The 21,259-nt window shown below is 38.5% G+C and carries 22 protein-coding genes; 8 read left to right on the top strand and 14 right to left on the bottom strand.

All coding sequences use genetic code 11. The features are described from left to right. Nucleotide 1: 1 nt before the first annotated feature. From DUT68_RS14925 to DUT68_RS14880, 10 genes are all read right to left on the bottom strand, one after another. Nucleotides 2-769, bottom strand: a complete 768-nt coding sequence (locus DUT68_RS14925; RefSeq protein ID WP_113639017.1) for a Rossmann-like and DUF2520 domain-containing protein — start codon at nucleotides 767-769, stop codon at nucleotides 2-4. Continuing rightward, the gene (locus DUT68_RS14920; RefSeq protein WP_113639016.1) at nucleotides 769-3,231 is read right to left on the bottom strand and encodes a heme lyase CcmF/NrfE family subunit; all 2,463 of its coding nucleotides are present in this window, start codon (nucleotides 3,229-3,231) and stop codon (nucleotides 769-771) included. The genes DUT68_RS14925 and DUT68_RS14920 overlap by 1 nt, the downstream gene beginning before the upstream one ends. Further along, nucleotides 3,231-3,665: a cytochrome c maturation protein CcmE domain-containing protein gene (locus DUT68_RS14915; RefSeq protein WP_113639015.1), complete on the bottom strand. Its 435-nt coding sequence runs from the start codon at nucleotides 3,663-3,665 to the stop codon at nucleotides 3,231-3,233. The genes DUT68_RS14920 and DUT68_RS14915 overlap by 1 nt, the downstream gene beginning before the upstream one ends. A gap of 145 nt (nucleotides 3,666-3,810) precedes the next feature. Beyond that, a complete protein-coding gene (locus DUT68_RS14910) occupies nucleotides 3,811-5,232 on the bottom strand; it encodes a Glu/Leu/Phe/Val family dehydrogenase (RefSeq protein ID WP_113639098.1) in 1,422 nt (473 codons plus the stop codon). A gap of 138 nt (nucleotides 5,233-5,370) precedes the next feature. Continuing rightward, on the bottom strand, nucleotides 5,371-5,589 hold the full coding sequence (locus DUT68_RS14905; protein WP_113639097.1) for a CcmD family protein: 219 nt from the start codon (nucleotides 5,587-5,589) through the stop codon (nucleotides 5,371-5,373). Nucleotides 5,590-5,594: 5 nt separating this feature from the next. Next, complete coding sequence (gene ccsA / locus DUT68_RS14900; RefSeq protein WP_113639014.1) at nucleotides 5,595-6,251, bottom strand: cytochrome c biogenesis protein CcsA; 657 nt, start codon at nucleotides 6,249-6,251, stop codon at nucleotides 5,595-5,597. Between the two features lie 84 nt (nucleotides 6,252-6,335). Further along, the gene (locus DUT68_RS14895) at nucleotides 6,336-6,998 is read right to left on the bottom strand and encodes a heme exporter protein CcmB (protein WP_113639013.1); all 663 of its coding nucleotides are present in this window, start codon (nucleotides 6,996-6,998) and stop codon (nucleotides 6,336-6,338) included. 158 nt (nucleotides 6,999-7,156) lie between these two features. Further along, a complete protein-coding gene (locus tag DUT68_RS14890) occupies nucleotides 7,157-7,879 on the bottom strand; it encodes a ZIP family metal transporter (RefSeq protein WP_113639012.1) in 723 nt (240 codons plus the stop codon). Continuing rightward, nucleotides 7,879-8,442 carry a phosphatase PAP2 family protein gene (locus tag DUT68_RS14885; protein WP_113639011.1) on the bottom strand — a complete coding sequence of 188 codons (564 nt, stop codon included), beginning with the start codon at nucleotides 8,440-8,442 and terminating at the stop codon, nucleotides 7,879-7,881. The genes DUT68_RS14890 and DUT68_RS14885 overlap by 1 nt, the downstream gene beginning before the upstream one ends. Then, complete coding sequence (locus DUT68_RS14880; RefSeq protein ID WP_113639010.1) at nucleotides 8,439-9,170, bottom strand: class I SAM-dependent methyltransferase; 732 nt, start codon at nucleotides 9,168-9,170, stop codon at nucleotides 8,439-8,441. Before DUT68_RS14880 ends, DUT68_RS14885 begins: the two co-directional genes overlap by 4 nt. Nucleotides 9,171-9,400: 230 nt before the next feature. Here DUT68_RS14880 and glmM point away from each other — a divergent pair, with 230 nt between their 5' ends. The 4 genes from glmM to DUT68_RS14860 all read left to right on the top strand — a co-directional run bounded on the left by glmM (nucleotide 9,401) and on the right by DUT68_RS14860 (nucleotide 14,587). Further along, on the top strand, nucleotides 9,401-10,789 hold the full coding sequence (gene glmM / locus DUT68_RS14875; RefSeq protein ID WP_113639009.1) for a phosphoglucosamine mutase: 1,389 nt from the start codon (nucleotides 9,401-9,403) through the stop codon (nucleotides 10,787-10,789). A gap of 136 nt (nucleotides 10,790-10,925) precedes the next feature. Then, nucleotides 10,926-12,074: a cysteine desulfurase family protein gene (locus DUT68_RS14870; RefSeq protein WP_113639008.1), complete on the top strand. Its 1,149-nt coding sequence runs from the start codon at nucleotides 10,926-10,928 to the stop codon at nucleotides 12,072-12,074. Nucleotides 12,075-12,389: 315 nt separating this feature from the next. Beyond that, entirely contained in the window at nucleotides 12,390-12,674 is a 285-nt protein-coding gene (locus tag DUT68_RS14865) for a DUF485 domain-containing protein (protein WP_113639007.1), read from the top strand. Beyond that, nucleotides 12,671-14,587: a solute symporter family protein gene (locus tag DUT68_RS14860; protein WP_113639006.1), complete on the top strand. Its 1,917-nt coding sequence runs from the start codon at nucleotides 12,671-12,673 to the stop codon at nucleotides 14,585-14,587. The genes DUT68_RS14865 and DUT68_RS14860 overlap by 4 nt, the downstream gene beginning before the upstream one ends. 112 nt (nucleotides 14,588-14,699) lie before the next feature. Here the strand turns inward: DUT68_RS14860 and DUT68_RS14855 are convergent, their stop codons facing one another. Further along, a complete protein-coding gene (locus DUT68_RS14855) occupies nucleotides 14,700-15,251 on the bottom strand; it encodes a DNA-3-methyladenine glycosylase I (protein WP_113639005.1) in 552 nt (183 codons plus the stop codon). Nucleotides 15,252-15,315: 64 nt separating this feature from the next. Further along, complete coding sequence (locus DUT68_RS14850; protein WP_113639004.1) at nucleotides 15,316-15,972, bottom strand: oxidoreductase; 657 nt, start codon at nucleotides 15,970-15,972, stop codon at nucleotides 15,316-15,318. 17 nt (nucleotides 15,973-15,989) lie between these two features. Here DUT68_RS14850 and DUT68_RS14845 point away from each other — a divergent pair, with 17 nt between their 5' ends. From DUT68_RS14845 to DUT68_RS14830, 4 genes are all read left to right on the top strand, one after another. Then, nucleotides 15,990-16,262 carry a hypothetical protein gene (locus DUT68_RS14845; protein WP_113639003.1) on the top strand — a complete coding sequence of 91 codons (273 nt, stop codon included), beginning with the start codon at nucleotides 15,990-15,992 and terminating at the stop codon, nucleotides 16,260-16,262. A 58-nt stretch (nucleotides 16,263-16,320) separates the two neighbouring features. Beyond that, nucleotides 16,321-17,223: an MBL fold metallo-hydrolase gene (locus DUT68_RS14840; RefSeq protein ID WP_113639002.1), complete on the top strand. Its 903-nt coding sequence runs from the start codon at nucleotides 16,321-16,323 to the stop codon at nucleotides 17,221-17,223. 136 nt (nucleotides 17,224-17,359) lie between these two features. After that, nucleotides 17,360-18,679 (top strand): cytochrome ubiquinol oxidase subunit I, encoded by a 1,320-nt coding sequence (locus tag DUT68_RS14835; protein ID WP_113639001.1) that lies wholly within the window; start codon nucleotides 17,360-17,362, stop codon nucleotides 18,677-18,679. 2 nt (nucleotides 18,680-18,681) lie between these two features. Beyond that, nucleotides 18,682-19,686, top strand: a complete 1,005-nt coding sequence (locus DUT68_RS14830) for a cytochrome d ubiquinol oxidase subunit II (RefSeq protein WP_113639000.1) — start codon at nucleotides 18,682-18,684, stop codon at nucleotides 19,684-19,686. A gap of 41 nt (nucleotides 19,687-19,727) precedes the next feature. On the opposite strand, the gene DUT68_RS14825 is transcribed toward DUT68_RS14830, so the two are convergent. Continuing rightward, nucleotides 19,728-20,183, bottom strand: a complete 456-nt coding sequence (locus DUT68_RS14825) for a YciI family protein (protein ID WP_113638999.1) — start codon at nucleotides 20,181-20,183, stop codon at nucleotides 19,728-19,730. Then, nucleotides 20,180-20,500: a hypothetical protein gene (locus DUT68_RS14820; RefSeq protein ID WP_157960881.1), complete on the bottom strand. Its 321-nt coding sequence runs from the start codon at nucleotides 20,498-20,500 to the stop codon at nucleotides 20,180-20,182. Before DUT68_RS14820 ends, DUT68_RS14825 begins: the two co-directional genes overlap by 4 nt. Nucleotides 20,501-21,259: the final 759 nt, after the last annotated feature.

The raw sequence follows: 21,259 nt of genomic DNA, 5'->3' as shown, positions 1-21,259 counted from the left end.
ATTATTTACTCTTTTTAATCTGCTCGCTTAATAGTTGATATATATTTACCCAATCAGGGTTTTCTTGTAGTAATTTTTCATGTTTTGCCATGGTTTGCTCGTCATTACGCACTGCGGGACCGGTTTGAACCTCAGTAGGTAAGGCGGTTTGCACTTTATGCGCTGTTTCAGCAATAAGTGGCCTAACAATGTCAAAACTAAGCTGATGCTGTGCCAATAATTGCTGTGCTACACCGTATAGGTAGTTTGGAAAATTGCAAGCAAAAACCGCTGCCAGATGTAATATTTTCCTTTGATCGGTAGCTACTTCGTAAACCTTTTTACTCAAGGCAGTTGCAACGTTTTTTAGCAGTTGGAAATTAGCATCGTTATTAGCCTCTAAACAAATTGGTACTTCGTTAAAATTAAGCTCTTTATGCTTGGAGAAAGTTTGCAAAGGATAAAATACCCCATAGTTTTGCAGCTGACTCAAATCAGCTAAGCTAGCCGCACCTGAAGTGTGTGCCACCAAACCTTTTCGGTTAACTAAGGCCGAAGCTACTTCTGTAATGGCATCATCTTTAACAGCGATAATGACCAGGTCACTTCCATCATCAGTAATTTGGCTGATAGTGTCAACTGCGGTTGCGCTAACAGTTGCTGCCAAGGCTTGGGCATTTTTAAAGTTTTGCGACCAAATATGTAGCAATGTAGCTCCAGAATTTTTAAGCGCTTTGCTTAAATGAGTTGCAACGTTGCCTGAACCAATGATCGAAACCTTAATGTCCATTAATCTAGCTTTATTTCTTTTTTCCTTCTAAAAATCGAAATTAAGAAACCAACTACCATCACAATGGTACCCATCCAATATAAGTTGATGAAAGGAAATTCAATTGATTTGAACACCACCCAATCTTTAGCTTGCTGCGGTTTCTCAAAAATTTGAAGTTCAAATTTATTCTCCTCTGGGATAATTTTTGTAAACCTAACTCTAATGCCTAACTCATCGTTTTTACGGGCAAAATCAAATGTGTTGTTTCCTTTGATTAAGAATAGAGGCTCCAAGTTATACATTTTACCACTCACATTAATTTCGATAGGTAAGCTAACTGCTAAATCTTCTTTATCTACTTTTAAATCCTTAACAACAGGTTTATTGTTCAAGTTTTTAACAGTCAAAATTCCGCTACTCACATGAAGCGTGTCACCTGCGGCAACTTTCACAATGCGAGGAGCCTTGTAATTTTCATCCTCTGTATGTCCTTCATGCTCTGCGTGTTCCTCTTTCTTTTGAGCAGCGCTTGTAATGTGAGTATATATGTCACGTAATAGGTAATGTTTGGTGTCAGGAGAAGCAATTAAACCCATTCTGTCGTTTTCCTGAATGCTAGGATTTACTGTGAAATCCTCTTTTATTTTACCACTAGCCTGATCTATCACTTTAAAATTAAGACGATAGTAAGTGTTTGGCTGAATGGTAGTATCGCTGATATACGTTACGGTGTACTTGCCCATTTGCTTAGGCTCATTTTTGTACAGCATGATGTTTTCACCAGGTTTAGCAGCTTTTTCGAAATCCTTAACAGGAATGAAATTAGTTTCGTTAATAGAAATTGGATTGCTCGTTGCAGCCGAAACTAATGCGCCAACTAACAAAAGGGCAAAGCCGATGTGGGCAATGGCCGACCCAGCAAGTTTGCTGCCTTTTTTAGTGAATGCTCCAGTAAGTAACCTGGCATTTGCCAACACAGCGAAAATACAGCTGAAGGTTAAAATGATGTACATTAAGTTGGTGTAGATACCGCTGATCCAAACGAAAGCGCCTGTAATTACCAGTGCGAAAACCACCGAAGAAATTAAGCTGCTGTAGAATTTGCGTGGATCGGTTCTTTTGTACTTTAAAAATTGCGAAAAACCCGAAATTAAAGTGATTAGCACTGCAAACGGTGCTTGCCACTGGTTGTAGTATTTTAAATCTTTAGGAACATTATTAGTGCCGAAAATTTTATTGAATACGGGTCCAGAGGTAGCAAAAATGATGTGTATACAAGAAACAGTTACTACTAAAGCACCGATGAACATCCAGAATTCACGAGAATACGTTTCTTCATCTTTGTGCGTAATTGGTAGTTCTTTCCATCTCCATACAATAAAAAACACCGCAAGGAACAAGAACACTACGATATAGGAAATTAACTGTCCGAACATCCCTAAATCGGTAAAGGAGTGTACAGAAGTTTCTCCTAAAATTCCACTTCTAGTTAAGAAAGAAGCATACAATACCAAAATGAAACTCACCAATGTAAGTGCCATTGCAGTGAAGTAGGCATGACCAGTGTTTTTGTAAGCAATAATTACGTGTAAGCCACCAATTAAGGTTAACCAAGGGATGATTGAGGCATTTTCCACCGGATCCCAAGCCCAAAAGCCACCGAAGTTAAGCGCTTCGTAAGCCCAAAATGAACCCATGATAATACCAGTTCCCAAAATCATTACAGCGAAGGAAACCCAAGGTAGTACAGGTTTAACCCAATCTTTATAGCGTTTTTGCCACAATGCGGCAATGCCATAAGCAAAAGGTACAATCATACTAGCGAAACCTAAAAATAGGGTAGGAGGGTGAATTACCATCCAGTAGTTTTGCAGTAATGGATTTAAACCGCGGCCGTCGGTAATGAAACTTAGGTAGTTTTTATAGTTTTCAGGATCGGCAAAAATAGGTGCCATTTCCTTTAAATTTACAGCGTCTCTTAATAAGATAAACGGAGATGAACCAACTCTAATCCCCAAAATATCTACCCCTAAAAGCATAGAGGCTAGGAAGGTTTGAGATAATGCAACGATAGTCATTACGCCGTTTTCCCAAGATTTCGCTTTCCAAATTAAGATGACACCAAGTAGTGTTTGCCAAAAAGACCATAGCCAAAAACTACCTTCCTGACCTTGCCAAAAGGCAGAAACAATGTAATAAACCGGAAGTTCTTTGGAAGAGTGGGAGTAAACGTAATGATACTCGTTATAATGGTTTAATATCAGATAAAACAGCGTAACACCAATACCAATGATACTCATTCCGTTAATCCAAAATGCAAGCCTGCCTATTTTTACCCACGATTTATCTTCGAGGTTTTTGTTGCTTGTTGCAAAAAAGTAGGCAATGGTAGCAAGTAATGACGCAGCAAACGAAAGTACGATGAAAAACTGGCCAATTTTGCCCGGAAGGAGGTTCTCTCCAATAAACTGTATATCCATTAAGATTTTGATTCTTTTACGTTTTTAGTAGGCTCTTTCACACTGCCATCCTTATTCACTTCAACCATATTGTCGTTGTACTTAGAAGGGCATTTCATTAATATTTTAGAGGCGTAGAAAGTATCGTTCTGCATTTTTCCAATCAGTACTAATTTTTCAGAACGTTCAAAATCCTGAGGCTTTGAACCATTAAGTACTACTTTGTTGATAGCGCCATTTTCATCTTTCATGTAAAATGCAAAATGGTTAGGATCTTTTAAAGCATCGTAATACATGCCTTTTTCTTTCTCCCAGTAGCCCATTACGTGTTCTTCACGCTCTGATTTTGCGGCTTCCTTAAAGTTGGAATAAGAATCGGTTTCAGCATTTAAGCTCACCAAAAAACCAATGCAAATGGCAATGGTAATTAAACCTACAATAGCACTTTTTTTCATCTGGATTGATTTAAAATACAGCTAACAAAGATAGAAAAACTAAGCTGCTAGCGGATTGCATATTGTGCATCTTTACAATTAGTTGATAAACAAAAAGCCCCGTAAATAATAATTACGGGGCTTTTGCAATGTTTTAAGATGAATGTTATGGCCAAACGCCTAAATTCATATAAGAAACTGCAATTTTATCTATAGAATTTACAAAAGCAGCCGTTCTCAAAGTTTTAGTTTCTGGTTTGTTCAACCAAGTTTCTCTAATTTCTCTGTAAGAATGGATCATCGTGTCTTCTAATCCAGAATTTACTAACTCTAGCTCAGAAGCTCCTTTAACAATCATTAAGCGGTGCTCTGCAGGGATTGTTTTTCCTGTTAAGCTCTCTAAAGTATTGATCAAGTTAGCATTTGAGTTTTCTGCATAGCGATTTTCCATACGGCCAAAAGCTACGTGAGAGAGGTTTTTCAACCACTCAAAATAGGATACCGTTACACCACCGGCGTTGCAGTACATATCTGGAATGATCATACCGCCCATTTCAGTATAGATTTCTTCAGCCTCAGGCGTTACAGGTCCGTTAGCACCTTCAGCAATAATTTTAGCTTTGATGTTGCGGATGTTTTCGCCAGTAATTTGGTTTTCTAAAGCAGCTGGAACTAAGATATCACACTCTTGCTCCAATCCTTCTTTTGAATTTTTGAAATCGGTAGCACCAGGGAAACCTAATAGTGAACCAGTGTTTTTGCGGTGAGCAAATACCTCATCCACATTTAAACCGTTAGCGTTGTAGATAGCACCTTCATACTCGCAAATACCTACAATGGTACCACCAAACTCAGCAATGAATTTTGCAGAGTGATAACCTACGTTACCTAAGCCTTGTACAATTACTCGTTTGCCATCTAAGCCTGCAGTTAGGCCTAATTTTTTCATGTCATCAGCGTGGCTTACACACTCACGTACGGCATAAGCTACACCACGACCAGTAGCTTCTCTACGGCCACGGATACCATGCAAAGCGATCGGTTTTCCGGTAACGCAACCCAAAGCATCTAAAGAGCCCGGATTCATGGTCATGTAAGTATCGGCAATCCAGCTCATTTCGCGTTCGCCCGATCCGTAATCTGGAGCGGGAACATCGATACCTGGGCCAATAAAGTTCTTTTTAATTAATTCGGTAGTGTAACGACGAGTGATGGTTTCTAATTCTGCAACTGTATAATTTTTAGGATTGATACAGATACCGCCTTTAGCACCGCCAAACGGTACGTTAACGATAGCACATTTATAGGTCATTAGGGCAGCAAGAGCCATTACTTCATCCTCATTTACCATCTCACTGTAACGGATACCCCCTTTGGTAGGGCTCATGTGGTGCGAGTGCTCAACACGCCATGCGTCAATTACTTCAAAGCCGTTTCCTCTGCGTATAGGGAATTGGAAACGATAAACACTGTTACATGCTTTAATTTGTGCCAGTAAACCTTCTGGGTGGTTTGTGAATCTGGCGGCGTCATCAAAGTTTTTACAAACATCGCTGAAAAAACTTGTTTCATTTGCTGTACTAGCCATTTTTTTGGATTTTGGTTTTATGCTTTTACGGGTGCAAAATTGCAGTAAAATAAACCACTCTTGCAAGTATATTTTGCTTAGTGTACGGTAAACACTATAACGTTTTGGTTCAAAAAAATGTTTCTAGGGCGTTTAAAATTAGTTTTTACGGTCAGATTTTTTTTCTAACAATTTCAAACGTTTGTCGAGGCTGAAAAGATAAAAAAGCAAACCCGCTAAAATTATAACGATACAAATCACTACAATGTAAATTTTACCGTTGTTTCGCAGTTGGTCTGCCATCTCAATATCGTTGTTTTGCGCAAACAAAGTAAGGCTTGTGAACAACAATAATAGTATACTTAATAACTTCTTCATTATCATTAAAGTTGTGAGTTTTCGATTGTTTTTATTCTGAGGCGAAGCGTATAAATCCAGTAGCCAATGATGATCCATCCCAAGCAAGCAGGATAAAATACCATTCGCATTCTGCTATCTAAATCATAGCTATTGAAGCCAGGGTTGCCGCCGTTGCCAGGGTGTAGTGAATCTTGCAAACGTGGAAGCACAAAAAGTAGTACTACCATCATAGGGAATGCAAATATGTTATAAATGGCTGCAATTTTAGCTCGCTTTTGCTCTTCGTCTATCGCATTGCGTAAAATAAAATAAGCAAAGTATAATAGGAGTGATATTGCTGCGAAATTTTGCTTAGGATCAAAACTCCAAAACTGCCCCCAGGTAAATTTTGCCCAAACAGCGCCTGTTACAATACCCAACACACCAAATATGATTCCTGCATTTGCACTTTCAACTGCTTTGATGTCGTATTCTTCTTTTTGCGTACCAAGGGATTTTACACTATACCAAACAGAAATGGTAAATAATACCACCATTGCAAACCACATGGGAACGTGGAAATATAAATTTCTTATCGTTTCATTAAGAATTGCCAGTCGAGGCACCTCCAATAAAAGTCCAGCAATTGCAGTGTAAACTACCAGTGCTGCGGCCAAAATTTTCCACCAGGTTTTGTACATATAGTTTGGTATTTAGTATTTAGATTTTAGTAGTTAGACAACGATGTAATTATCATATCATCAAATTACTAAACCATCACATTATTAATCTCGCCAAAGGTAAGGAAATAACAATAAAGCTACTGTCATCACTAATACATTTATCACTCCTAGCAATCCAATTTCATCTAAACTAACTGCTCTATCTAGTCCATCAACCGCATTTTTTGCAAATTTGATCAGTACGATAAGCACAGGGATGATGATGGGAAAGCTCAAAATGGCCATTAACATGCCCCCGTTACCAGTTTTAGAAGCAATGGCTGATACCATGGTGAAAATGGTAGAGAAACTTAAGCTTCCTAATATGGCAGCAACGAAATACATTAAAATGTCTGTATCTTTTGGGAAATCAAAAACCAACGTGTAAAACAACAGCGCAATTACGGTTAGGATAATCATTAACAAACTGTTATAAATGGTTTTTGCTAAGATAAGTGCCGTGGGACTAACTAAAGTATAAATGTAAAGCTGTCGGCCTTTGCTTTCCTGAAGGAAACTTTTAGCAATAGCATTAATGGAAGCAAATAACATGATGATCCAAAACAAGGCATTCCAAGTGAGCTTTTCAATGCTTAAAAACGACATGTAGCACACAAAAACCGTAGATACCACGTAAAGTAAAACACCATTGAGCGCATATTTCGACCGCCATTCTAAAACGACTTCCTTTTTAATTAAATGTTTTACTTGTTGAGCCAGTTGCATTAAGGCAAAGATACAATGATTTACGAATTGCGATTTACGATTTACGATTTTGACATGAATGTTGAAATAGGTTAATTATCCTCCAGTTTTAGCCCCTATGTATGTGCGACGATTGAGAATTTGATCAGAATACTACTGTCCCTAAATCAATTGTAAATTTAATGGCTATGTCCGGCATAAAATCCAATTAGTGCAATGGCAATACCCAGTAGGACGGCAAACATTTTACGCTTATTGATTTTATGGTCAGCACTTGATTCAAATAATATCGTAGTGGAGATATGTAGGAATATCCCGATTACGATACCCATGATTTTATTAAAGTAGGCTTCAATGCCCCCCAAAGAACCATTGCTTAAACCCAAGCTAATCCAATAGCCTAATGGAGCCATAATGGCAAATACACCCAGTAAAATTAGCAATGAAGCTTTTTTGATTTGATTTTGAAGTAAAATACTTGCTAACGCAAATGCCGCTGGAATGTGGTGTAACGAGATTCCAAAAATAAGTTCGTTATGTTGATCTTTGGCTAATGGCATCCCTTCTAAAAAAGCATGTAAGCATAGGCTGATCATAATTCCATAAGGGAAGGCCGAACTATGGTGATGTTTGTGAATGTGGCCGTGTTCAATCCCTTCGGAAAATTGTTCCAAAAATACCTGCAACAAAAAACCTATAAGGATGTAAATGCCAATTTCATGACTATCAGATCCATGGTAAGCATCGGGTATTAAATGTAGCACTGTAATTGCAAAAAGATAAGATCCGCTAAATGATAAGATCAACTTAAGCAATTGTGATTTGTCGTTCTTTACCAAAAAAATACTAAGGCCGCCCAAAAAGGCAGAGAAAAACAAAATCAAAAACTTCCAAATTTCCATTAACTAATGGGTTTTACTTTATAATAGATAAACGTAGTAAGTAAGCCTATGGTAATACCTAAAAGCATTCCGCAAAAAACATCAATTGGGTAATGTACGCCTACGTAAACTTGGGCAAAGCTTATTACGGCAGCCCATAAAATGCCAATGGGCAGAATTGCCTTCCACTTCCTGTAGAAAACGCCAATTAAAAATACTGCAATACCGAAATGATTGGTTGCGTGTGCCGAAGGAAAACTTTTTCCACTGCCGCAAGGTACCCTATGGATAATTTGATCAGCAAGCCTTACTTCGTTACAAGGCCTCACTCTAGCCACATTGGGTTTGATGATGCGAGATGCAATAATATCGCCCATGGCAAAAGTGACTAAAACACCACCTATAATATATAAGCCAGCCTTTTTGTACTGCTTAATACAAAAAATCACTATAAACAAATAAAGTGGCGACCAAAAAAAGCGATTGCGCAACAAAGGCATGATCCAGTCGAAAAAGCCGTTGCTTAATCCTCGGTGGATTTTCAAAAACAGCTCAGTATCAAATTGTAAAAGGTCGTGCATCATGCTTTTTTGCAAACCAAGATTAAACGATCTGATTTTAGTTCGTCAAAAGCATCCAAATGGTAATTGCCAAATTTTTCGATGATTTGCAGTCCGCTTTTTTCGAGCATACTTTCAAAATCAGCCAATAAAAATGCTTGAACCCGCTCCTCAAAAGCATAATCTTTCATGCGGTGCTCAAAATTAATGTGCTTGATAATTTTTCCTTCCGAAACAAATTTAGAAAGATGAAACTCAATACCATCAATGGTTTTAATTTCCTGATGGGTTAAGTTTTTGATGATTTTCTGCGTGTTGAAATAATCAATTACAAAAGTGCCATCAGCTTTTAATCCTTTTCTGAATGCTTTTAATGCATTTACATGGTCTTTTTCTGTTTCGAAATAACCAAAGCTGGTAAAAAGGTTCAGCGCAATATCAAAATAATTGATGTAAGCTAGCTTACGCATATCATGCACATAAAAATGCAGATTTTTTTGTTCAAACTGCTGGGCGTATTTGATATTTTGTTCTGAAAGATCGATGCCTGTTACGTCATAGCCTTTTTTATTGAGGTAGATCGAATGACGGCCCCTTCCGCAAGCAATATCAATAATTTTACTGTCGCTTTTTGGTTTCAAGTGCGCCAGCAGGTTGTCAATTAATAATTCCGCTTCTTCATCATTGCGGTTGCCGTAAAGGATGTGGTAATAAGGAGAATTAAACCAGTATTGAAACCATTTGCGCTGCATTTTTACTTGATTTTGGTTGAACAAATATAGGGTTTATGCAATAATGTTGCATATAAAACTTCAAAGCTTAACATTTTAAAACAAACGTTTGAGTTGATTTTAAAAATGTTTTATCCTAATTATCAACTACCTAACCGCTAGTTTAAATAGTTTTTAAAAATTAAAATCGTACATAATTACAACAATTTAAAGCGTTTATTTTTCTTAATTTTGGCAAAAAAAAAATCAAATTGACTTTAATCAAATCTATTTCTGGTATCAGGGGAACCATTGGCGGCAAGGCTGGCGATGGATTAACCCCAATTGACGTAGTTAAATTTACGGCGGCTTTCGGTTCATGGGTAATTAGCAAAGCAGATAATAAAAGAATTGTAATTGGCCGCGATGCCCGTATTTCGGGAGAAATGGTGAATAACTTGGTTGTTGGTACATTGCAAGGTTTAGGAATTGAAGTTATAGATCTAGGTTTGTCAACAACGCCAACTGTAGAAATTGCAGTTCCAATGGAAAAAGCCGCAGGAGGCATTATTTTAACTGCCAGCCATAATCCTAAGCAATGGAATGCATTGAAGCTTTTGAATGCCAAAGGCGAATTTATTAGCGATAATGATGGTAAAGAGGTACTTGAAATAGCCGAAAATTCTGATTTCAGTTTTGCTGAAGTAGATGAACTTGGACAGGTTAAAAAAGACGATACTTACATACAAAAACATATTGATGCTATTTTAGCTTTGCCATTAGTTGATGTGGAAGCTATTAAAAAGGCAAACTTTAAAGTGGCTATCGACTGTGTTAACTCTACCGGGGGAATTTTCTTGCCGCCGCTTTTGAAAGCTTTAGGCGTAGAAACCATCTACGAATTGTACTGCGAGCCTAACGGGCAGTTCCCACACAATCCGGAACCGTTGCCAGAGAACTTAACAGAAATTGCAAAGGTGGTGCAGCAAAAAGGTGCGCATTTAGGTATTGTGGTTGATCCGGATGTGGATAGGCTTTGCTTCGTAAATGAAGATGGTAGCATGTTTGGTGAAGAGTATACTTTGGTAGCTGTTGCCGACTACGTTTTGAAAAATACACCAGGAAATACGGTTTCTAACTTGTCATCTACCAGGGCACTTAGAGATGTTACTGAAAAGGCAGGAATGCGGTACAATGCTGCGGCAGTGGGAGAGGTTAACGTGGTTAATCAAATGAAAGCTACCAATGCCATTATTGGAGGTGAAGGTAATGGGGGGATCATCTATCCTGAGTCACATTATGGAAGAGATGCATTAGTAGGCATTGCTTTGTTTTTATCGCACTTAGCGAAGTTCGGTAAGCCGATATCAGTTTTGAGAGCTAGCTATCCTGCTTACCACATTTCAAAAAATAAAATTACGTTAACCCCTGATATGGATATCGATGCCTTGTTAGCGAAGGTGGAAGAAAAATATCAGCACCAGCCACATAGCACTATCGATGGACTGAAAATTGAGTTCGAGAAAGAATGGGTACATTTGCGTAGGTCAAATACTGAGCCTATCATTCGTATTTACAGTGAGGCAGAAAGTGAAACCATTGCAGAAAATCTTGCAAATAAGATTATTACAGATATCAAGGAGATATTGCAGATAAATTAGGAGCTAGGGATTAGGTATTAGGAACTAGTAACTAGGGGTTATGGCTATAAACTTTACTAACAACTAATACCTAATACCTGACCCCTGATACCTGACTCCTGACCACTAAAAAGTGACTAACTAACACACTATAAAAATGAAACGAGTTTATTTGGACAATGCTGCTACTACACCGCTGGATCCCACGGTAGTTGCAGAAATGACCAACGTAATGCAAAATTACTACGGTAACCCTTCGGCTATACATGCCTTGGGCAGAGAGGTAAGAACTTTGGTAGAAAAAGCACGCAAAACTGTCGCAACTTTGCTTAATGCTTCACCTTCAGAAATTTTCTTTACTTCTGGTGGCACCGAAGCGGATAATACAGCAATACGTTGTGGTATTGCCGCTTACGGCATTAAACATGCCATTACTTCTAAAATTGAGCATCATGCGGTAGAACATACCTTAAATATGTTGCTTAAAGATGGCGTTATTGATAAGCTAAGCTTTGTAAATATCGATGAAAAAGGTAATGTAGACTATGCACATTTGGAAGAACTTTTAGCAAACAACGATCGTAGTTTTGTTTCTTTAATGCATGCCAATAACGAGTTAGGCACACTAACTGATATGCAAAAAGTTGGCGATTTGTGTGAGAAATACAATGCCATTTACCATGCAGATACGGTGCAAACCATGGGCCATTATACGCATGATGTTCGTCAGTTAAAGGCACATTTTATGGTATGCGCTGCACACAAATTACACGGTCCAAAAGGCGTGGGTTTTTTGTATGTGAACAATAGCATTAAAATTCCACCGATGATTTATGGTGGTGCTCAGGAAAGAAATATGCGTGGTGGTACTGAAAATGTTTACGGTATTGTAGGTTTGGCAAAGGCCTTGGAAATTGCCTACGCCGAAATGGAAGAACACCAAAAACATGTTCAAGACTTGAAAGATTATATGAAAGAGCAGCTGATTGCTGAAATTCCGGGTATTTCTTTCAATGGCGAAACTGATGCGGATAAAAGTTTGTATACCGTACTTAATGTATCGTTTCCGGAGATGGATATGGCTGATATGTTATTGTTTAACCTAGATATCAATGGCGTTTGTGCTTCCGGTGGAAGTGCTTGCTCTTCGGGTTCAAACATTGGTTCTCATGTACTTAATGGCATTAAGGCTGATCCAAACCGTCCGGCGGTAAGGTTCTCGTTTAGTAAATACACTACCAAAGAGGATATCGATTATACCTTAGAAAAAGTGAAAATGGTAGTGAAACAAAATGCACTGGCATAAACTATAGCTACTCATAGCTAATACAAGGGCTATCCAAAAAAGCAGTTACCATTATACAAATAAAGTAGAATGGTGATTGAAGCGCTTTTTGGGATAGCCTTTTTATTGTTTCCTGCTGCTTTAGGGTTAGTGTTTGATTTATTTTTCCTGCATTGAAAAATTATCAATTGTTATTAAACCTAATCAGTCAACTATTTATTAGCTAAAATATTAAAGAAGCTAGTATATTTTTATTAGTATTGTATACAGACACTACGTTGATTATCAACATAGAAATAACCTAACCTTTTATCAACCTTTTCGAACCTTTACGTTATGCATGTAAACAGCACAACCGAAGAGAAAGAGATCGTTACGCAGCAGAAATCTAAATTGGGCGTTCGATTATTCTTTGTTTACTTGATCTGCTATGCAGGTTTTGTAGCCATCGGTGTTTTTAACTACGAATTATTATCCACTACTGTTTTTTACGGGTTAAATTTAGCCATAGCTTACGGCATAGGTTTAATTGTTTTTGCGGTGATAATGGGGATTATTTATAATTCTTATTGTACACGCTACGAAGATGAGGCTGAAAAAGCGGAAGGAGGTTTGAAATGATCTATGATATTTCAGTCACTGCACTGATTTTCTTCTTCATTTTTGTTGGCTTGGTACTTGGCCTATCTTTTTATTTTGGAAGGAAGAAAAGTGATTCTTCATCTTATTATGCCGCCGGCGGACAAATTCACTGGGCAGTTAACGGTATCGCTTTTGCGGGAGATTACCTTTCTGCGGCTTCGTTTCTTGGAATTTGCGGAATGATTGCCGTTGCCGGATTTGATGGTTTTTTATATGCTATTGGTTTCTTGGCAGGTTGGATTGTTGCCTTGTTTTTAATTGCTGAACCATTTAAACGTTTAGGTAAATATACTTTTACCGATGCGCTGAATGCAAAATTTAATTCAAGAGCGATTACATTAGCGGCATCTGTTAGTACGTTGATTATATCGGTATTTTATCTTATTCCGCAAATGGTAGGAGCCGGCGATTTGGTAATGCCGCTATTAGGTTTGCCACATTGGGCGGGGGTAATTTTAGTAGGTGCAATTGTAATTACTATTGTTGCTAGTGCAGGTATGGCCTCTACCACCTACGTCCAATTCCTAAAAGGTGGATTGCTGATCATATTATCCTTGATTTTAACGGTTTTCATTTTAAAGAATGGTCTATCGCTGTCGCCAAGTACAAAAGATAATACATATCATCAGTTTATCACCCTTAATCCTCAGCTTGAAGGAACTAAAGTAACTGCAGCACCTGGTTGGCAAGTGTTAGCACAACAAGAAACAGCTGGAAAAACTTTTGTGAAGTTACAGCAAAATGGCGTTGAGCGTTGGTTTTACTTGGGAAAAGAAGATGGAAAGGACGTGCTAAAGGAAACGTTAACCATTGTACAGAGAACTAATGGGGAAAAACTTTACAACGGCGAGTCGAAAGAAAAAAGAAAGTTTTATCAGGTGGGTCACCTGAGTAAGATTATTGTGAATGGTAAGGAAGTAGATAAAACCGGTGCTGTAGGGCCTTTCGAATTCTTATCTACCATAAAAGATAGTGAAATCACTCGCTTTTTGCAGGTAAAATTAACTGATGGTACAGATCAAGTTACGCTTTACTATCCAGAAGTTACGGCTGGCGCTAAATTTATGTTGCCCGGTTTGAAATATAAAATTGGTGCTGGTGCTAGCTTATGGAGCAAGTTGGACTTTGTATCGTTAATGTTAGCGCTGTTTTTAGGTACAGCTGCGTTGCCACATATTTTAATTAGGTACTATACCGTAAAAACTCCTAGAGACGCTAGGAAATCGACGATTTTAGCTATTGCTGCTATCGGCGGGTTTTACATACTCACACTATTTATTGGTTTGGGTGCTGGAGTAAACGGCGTAATGGATGTAGAATCCAGTAACATGGCAGCGCCATTATTAGCGAAGGCTTTTGGTGCAGTTTTGTTCTCCATTATCTCGGCTGTGGCTTTTGCTACGGTTTTAGGTACGGTAGCGGGTTTAATTGTAGCATCATCTGGCGCAATAGCACATGATTTCATCGATATTTACTTGAAAAAGAACCTAAGCGACGACCGTAAAGTGAAAGTTGGTAAAATTGCCGCAGTTGCTGTAGGTGTTTTCGCCATTTTGCTTGGTATGGCTTTCAAAGGAATCAACGTATCATTTTTGGTAGGATGGGCGTTTGCAATTGCGGCATCCGCTAATTTGCCTGCCATTTTGTTTCTGTTGTTTTGGAAGCGAACTTCATCCACAGGTATTGCAGCATCTATTGTAGTGGGTATAGTAGTATCGTTGGCCATCATTTTAACATCACCAACCATGTGGGATAAATATGGCTTAGGTGCCGAAAACGCTTGGCATCAAATGGAAAATCCAGCGTTAATTTCCTTTCCATTGGCAGTTTTAACGGTGTATTTATTTTCCATCCTGTATCCAAAAAAAGAGCTAAAGGTTCAGGAAGTTTAAGAGCTGGAATTGAATAAAAAATGCGACCGATAAATCTTCACAAAATGCAAGATTTATCGGTCGTTTTTATTTTGAGGTCCGTAAAGGGAAAATGATAATGCTAGCTTCGTTGCTATACGCTAAGCCATTTCGGATTGCTTTTCAGTACTTTTTCCTGAATAGCACAGGATGTGTCGTGCGCCCCAGGAAGAAAGCCTATGCTCATTAAAAATTCGCCAACAATTTCGCCTCCAGTAAATTTAAAGGTTTTTTTAAATAGCTTAACCCACTCAGCTTTTGTTTTCGGATGATGATGGTTTAGCCAATTTTCAAAGCTCCCAAACTCTTTTTGCAGCTGTAATATGGTTTTTGCATTTTCTATTGCGGCGTTAACTTTTAGCTTATTTCTTATAATTCCTGTATCTTGAAGTAAACGTTCCCTGTCATCTTCATTAAAGTTGGCAACAGTCGTTACATCAAAATTAGCATAAGCAGTTCTAAATCCCTGCTCTTTCTTTAAAATGGTTTCCCAACTTAATCCTGCTTGGTTAATTTCTAAAATCAATCGGCCAAATAACTCGTTGTCATCATGTATTGGAAAACCATAATGGTGATCGTGATAGTTGGCATGTAGATTTTTTCTTTCTTCGGGCTGCATGCCTAAAATTGCGGTGCAATAACTCATATCAATAGGTGTTTAATTCCGCAAATTTAAAGTATTCACTGACAACCCTATGGCAGTGCTTAAATTAACGTGCTAATTTTTTCATATCCTCCCAATGGTAAATCTTTGGCTTATCCACTTCAGTTTGCGCTGCATTAATCATGGCTTTCGCAATTTTCTGAGCACTAATGCCTCTATATTTCTTAAGGCCGCCTATTAAAAGCGTATTGATTACTGAAAAAGCTTTAATAAACACTTTCTCCATCGGTCTGCTTTCTTCCCGGTTGCCCATAATCATTGATGGTCTAAAAATATGAGTATGTTCAAAATTTAAGGCAATGATATCTCTTTCGGCTTCACCTTTGGTTTTAACGTAAAAGATTGATGAATTGGCATTTGCACCTACAGCGGAAACAAGTAGCACGGACTTAGCTCCATTCGATTTAGTCAGTTCGGCAGCTAAAACAGGATAATCGTGGTCTATTTGATAGTATTCTTTTTGATCCGGTGTTTTCTTCTTTGTGGTGCCAAGTGCGATAAAAACGTCATCAGCAACTAAATACGATTTGTTTTGCGGTAAATTATGGTAGTCGGAGAGCAGCATTCGCAATTTAGGATGTTGTATGTTCAATGGTTTTCGCACCACAATAGTTACCTCATCATAAATATCGCTCTGTAGCAAATCATTCAATAAATAACTGCCTACAAAACCGCTTGCCCCAAAAAGAATTGCTTTTTTCATTGAATTAAAATTGATGTATGTTGTTACAAACAAACTTTGAAACCGGTTTGTTAGATAGATGTACCAAAAACGTAAACATCATGGAAGATAAAAATAAAAATACCGAGAAAAAAGAAGTGAGAAATGATTTGATAGATATTGATGATGCCAAACCGACAAGAACGGAGGAAAACATCGAGCAAACTTCGTCATCAAGCATTACTACTAAATTTACTAAAGATCATGGTCGCAAACACGAGCCAATGGGCGGCGGCCATGAGCCTGGAACTAATCCGGGCACTGGATTTTAATCAATATTTGTTTAAATTTAAACCACGGCATTTCAGTCGTGGTTTTTTATTGTACTATATGCAACGCAGACAGTTTTTTCAACAATCAGCAATGGCGATGGCCTTGCTTGCTTTTTATCGTTCAGATGTTTTTGCTGCGGGCTTGCAGCAAAATTATCAGTTTAAGCCACTTAGGAATAATATTGGAGTTTTTACAGAGCAAGGTGGAACTATAGGCTGGCTTGATAGCAAAGATGGATTTGTGGTGATTGATTCACAGTTTCCCAACTCGGCACCACATGTGATTGAAGAGCTGAAGAAATTGGGAAGCAAACCTTTCAAATACCTGCTAAATACTCACCACCATGGTGATCATACTGGTGGAAATATTGCTTTTAAAGGCTTGGTTGAGCATGTTGTTGCGCATGAAAATTCCTTAAAAAATCAAAAAACAACAGCAGAAAAAGCAAATAATTTAGATAAACAGCTACTGCCTGATATGACATTTGGTAATAGTGGTTGGAAAACTAAAGTAGGCGCAGAGAAAATTTCGGCGCATTATTTTGGTGCGGGCCATACCAATGGTGATGCTGTTTTTCATTTCGAAAATGCAAACATTGCACATGTTGGTGACTTGGTTTTCAATAGAAGATATCCTTTTATCGACACTGCTAATGGTGCAAATATCCAAAGCTGGATTGGCGTATTGGATCAAATTTCAAATAAGTTTGATAACGATACCTTATTCATTTTTGGCCATAGTCGTGAGCCAGAGAAAATAACAGGAAATAAAACGGACGTAGCAGCATTTAAAAACTATTTACAATCGTTAATGAGTTTTGTGGGTGCTGAAATTAAAGCGGGAAAAACTAAAGAAGATATTTTAAAAGCCACCGCAATACCTGGTGCACCAGAATGGCAGGGAGATGGGATCGCTAGAAGCCTCAATGCAGCTTATGCAGAGTTAATGGTTGGAAAATAAGGTGTATAAGCTAATTCGAAATAAAATACGGTAATTTATAAACATTCTATATTTCAAATAGTTGCTGAATATCAGCTGTAGGCCTTATCACATCAAATGATAAGGCCTATATTTGTTTAGTCCAATTCCTCAGCTCATGGATGATTTTTTAGCAGCTCGTTCGCAAATGGCCCTTTCGTTGGGCTTCCACATTGTTTACGCTTGTATTGGCATGGTGATGCCGTTTTTTATGGCGGTTTCGCACTATAAGTGGTTAAAAACTAATAACGAAGTTTACAAGCACATCACCAAAGCTTGGAGCAAGGGCGTGGCCATATTTTTTGCCACTGGCGCCGTATCTGGTACAATGCTTTCTTTCGAGCTAGGCTTGCTTTGGCCAAAATTTATGGAACATGCAGGTCCCATTTTCGGGATGCCGTTCTCGTTGGAAGGTACCGCTTTTTTTATTGAAGCAATTGCATTGGGCTTTTTCCTTTACGGATGGGAGAAACTCAACAAATGGTTTCATTGGTTTACCGGTGTTGTGGTAGGGTTAAGTGGCTTAGCCTCTGGAATTTTAGTTGTAGCGGCCAATGCTTGGATGAACAGTCCGGCGGGTTTCGATTTCGTTGACGGCAAATACTTCGACATTGATCCCATTAAGGCCATGTTTAACGATGCCTGGTTTACGCAAGCGCTGCACATGTGTCTTGCCGCTTTTACCGCCACTGGTTTTGCCGTTGCGGGCCTGCATGCTTTAATGTTGCTTCGGAAACAGCATAACGATTTTCATTACAAGTCTTTCAAGATTGCAGCAACTTTTGCCACCATTTGTGCTTTGTTGCAGCCAATAAGTGGGGATATTTCTGCAAAGGATGTGGCCAAAAGGCAACCAGCCAAACTGGCAGCGATGGAGGCTTTGTATACTACTGAAAAGCCTGCTCCGCTTTTAATTGGTGGTATTGTAGATGAAAAAAATAAAACGGTGAGCAAGGCCATTGAAATTCCTGGAGCTTTGAGTTTTTTAGCGCATGGCGATTTTAAAGCAGAGGTTAAGGGCTTGGATCAGATTCCTGCAGATGAGCATCCGCCAGTAGCCATTACGCATTATGCTTTTCAGGTGATGGTGGGTTTAGGTACGCTAATGATGCTGATTGCCGCAATTTACTTCTTTATTTTATGGCGAAAGAAAACCGTTTTAACTAGCAGTTGGCTATTGAAACTCTTTGTTTTTGCTACACCGTTAGGCTATATTGCGCTAGAGGCAGGTTGGGTAGTTACAGAAGTTGGTCGACAGCCCTGGATCATCAATGGCATTATGCGCACAAAAGATGCGGTAACACCTATGCCGGGCATTGCTTGGTCTTTTTACTTGTTTTCTGCTATTTATCTTTCGCTGAGCATTATTGTAATCTTTTTGCTTTACCGACAAATCAAAATGGTACCGGTACATTATCAATCATCAAAAAATAATTAGCTATGGAACAAATAGTGATTGCCTTTTTATGTTTGGCTATTTTGCTCTATTTTTTACTGGGCGGTGCCGATTTTGGTGCGGGGATTATCGAACTATTTACTTCTACGAAAAACAGAAGCCGCACTCGCCAAACCATGTACCACGCTATTGGGCCAGTTTGGGAGGCAAATCACATGTGGCTAATCATTGCGATTGTAATTTTATTTGTAGCTTTTCCCGTAATTTACACCACGATGTCGGTGCATTTGCATATTCCATTAGCTATTTTGCTTATCGGTATTATTGCCCGAGGTACAGCGTTTGTTTTTAGGCATTACGACGCCGTTAAGGACGAAATGCAGTGGCTGTACAATCGTATTTTTCGTTATTCGAGCTTTTTGGCCGCACTTTTTTTGGGCATCATTGCGGGAAGCGTGCTTTCGGGAAAAATTGATACGAATGCCACAAGTTTTGCTGATGCTTATGTATATGGCTGGCTAAATTGGTTCTCCATTTCGGTGGGTTTGTTCACTACAGCCTTGTGCGGATTTTTAGCAGCGGTGTATTTAATTGGAGAATGTAAAACAGCAGAAGACACAAAGCGATTTATCAAAAAGGCCGAGTATATGAATTTGGCTGCGGTGGTTTTTGGTGCAATGGTATTTGTAAGTGCTCAGCTTGAAAATGTCCCACTATTGAGCTGGGTGCTTTACAATAAAGTTGGTTTAATTGCAGTAATTTTGGCCAGCTTGTCTTTGGTTTTGCTGTGGTATTTGCTATTAAAAGGAAGCACTAAAATCTTAAGAGTGTTAGCTGGTTTTCAGGTCACGATGATTTTGCTAGCCATTAGTTATGCGCATTTCCCAAATTTTATACGTTTAAAAGATGGTAACGCAATTTCACTGTACAATACCATTGGGCCTTACAAAACGGTGCAAAGTTTAGGTTGGGCTTTAGTTTTGGGCAGTATACTGATTTTGCCTTTCTTAGGATACCTGTTTTATAAGTTTCAGCAAAAGGAAGAGTAACTATTTGTACATGTCAACAGCTTAGGGCTGTAAAATTGGCTTTAAAAGCTGCTCTTTTGTATTTTATTGTGATAGGGTAGATATTCAGACAATGCCGCCGAACCATACCAGTTGAAAATTTCGGCGTCTAACAACTTTGCTTTAACGGCCGGATCGGTTTGTAGCAAGGCTTTGGCTTCATCTATGGATTTGGTGTTTAAAATAAAGATGCCCCGGTACTGATGGTCGTTTTTAGCTAAAGGCCCAGCAACAATCAACTTGTTTTCTTTCGCAAGTCGCTCAATATTGGTCATGTGGCCTTTAAACAAACTGTCGGTTTCTGCTTTACCGGCAGAGGTATTGGTGCCAGTTTTTAGCATCACTAGTACGTACATCTTCATTCCGTAGTCATCTGCGCCTAGTTTTTTGGCTAACGCCTCATCATACTTAGGTTTTTCCTGAGCTTTGGTGAAGCCAAAAGTGGGTAAAAGGATAATTGATAGTAATATTTTCTTCATGATTTGAGGTTTTTAAGATTGATGATTAGGTCTTCTAATAAAATGCTTTTTAATGGAATTACCGATTCGATTTCTGTTGTTCCGCTACGCATTGCCAATAAGCCGATGTCCTCACCCGAGGGATGTGGTTTAATGTAATAATCAAGGTTTAGTGTTTCCATTTCTCGAACACGATCCTTAAACCAACCGTAGCTTACTTCGTAGGTGAGTTTGGTTGGGTTGATATAGATTTTTTCCTCGCCATAGGTATTCCAAAGTGTTAAACGAAGTAGGTATACGCCAGAAAACAAAAAAATACCCGTTAATATGATGGACATAACGGTGATTTGTTTGCCTATAAATAAGGAAGCGATCCATGCAAGGGGAAATAGAAAAAATAAAAATGTAAAAATGAATAACACTATCCTGATGATGAGTGGTGTTTTTTTGACTTTGATTAATAATAAGTTGTTGTTTAGGTAGATTTGATTCATAATGTGAGCTTATTCAGAGAATTAGGTGTTTGTTTTGGTTAGTGCTAATCTAATTATAATTCTTAGAAATTAGATGCTCTACATCTTAGCGTTCTTCAAACTTTGCGGTTAAAAAAAACTTTTGTTGAAGTTGTTTTTTACGTTCTTTTGGCTTGAACCAAAAGAACCAAAAGTTCAAGGCTGCTTGGCCTCGTTTTGCTCCAGCTCAATTGAGGCTCTTTAGCGCAAAATGAGCCGTTTCACTTCTCCATTTTGCTTGTTTGTGCAAGTCCTTGGCAAATGCTACGCCCCAATTAGCTTGCGCTTTACGATGCCAAAAGGCCATTTGGCATGCTTAGGACAGGTATTGCTTGATTATAAGTTTGTTTGCCAGCTACTCTTCTTAATTCCTTTCTACATCTAATTTCTTTCTCTTTCTTAGCGATCTTTAAAACTTTGCGGTAAAAAAAACGGGAAAGGTGCTGCTTCGGTAAGTTTTTTTACGTTCTTTTGGCTTGAACCAAAAGAGCCAAAAGTTCAAGGCTGCTTGGCCTCGTTTTGCTCCAGCTCAATTGAGGCTCTTTAGCGCAAAATGAGCCGTTTCACTTCTCCATTTTGCTTGTT

The sequence above is a fragment of the Pedobacter zeaxanthinifaciens genome, from assembly GCF_003313335.1.
Classification (GTDB): domain Bacteria; phylum Bacteroidota; class Bacteroidia; order Sphingobacteriales; family Sphingobacteriaceae; genus Pedobacter; species Pedobacter zeaxanthinifaciens.
This window is presented reverse-complemented; position numbering and strand designations above follow the sequence as displayed.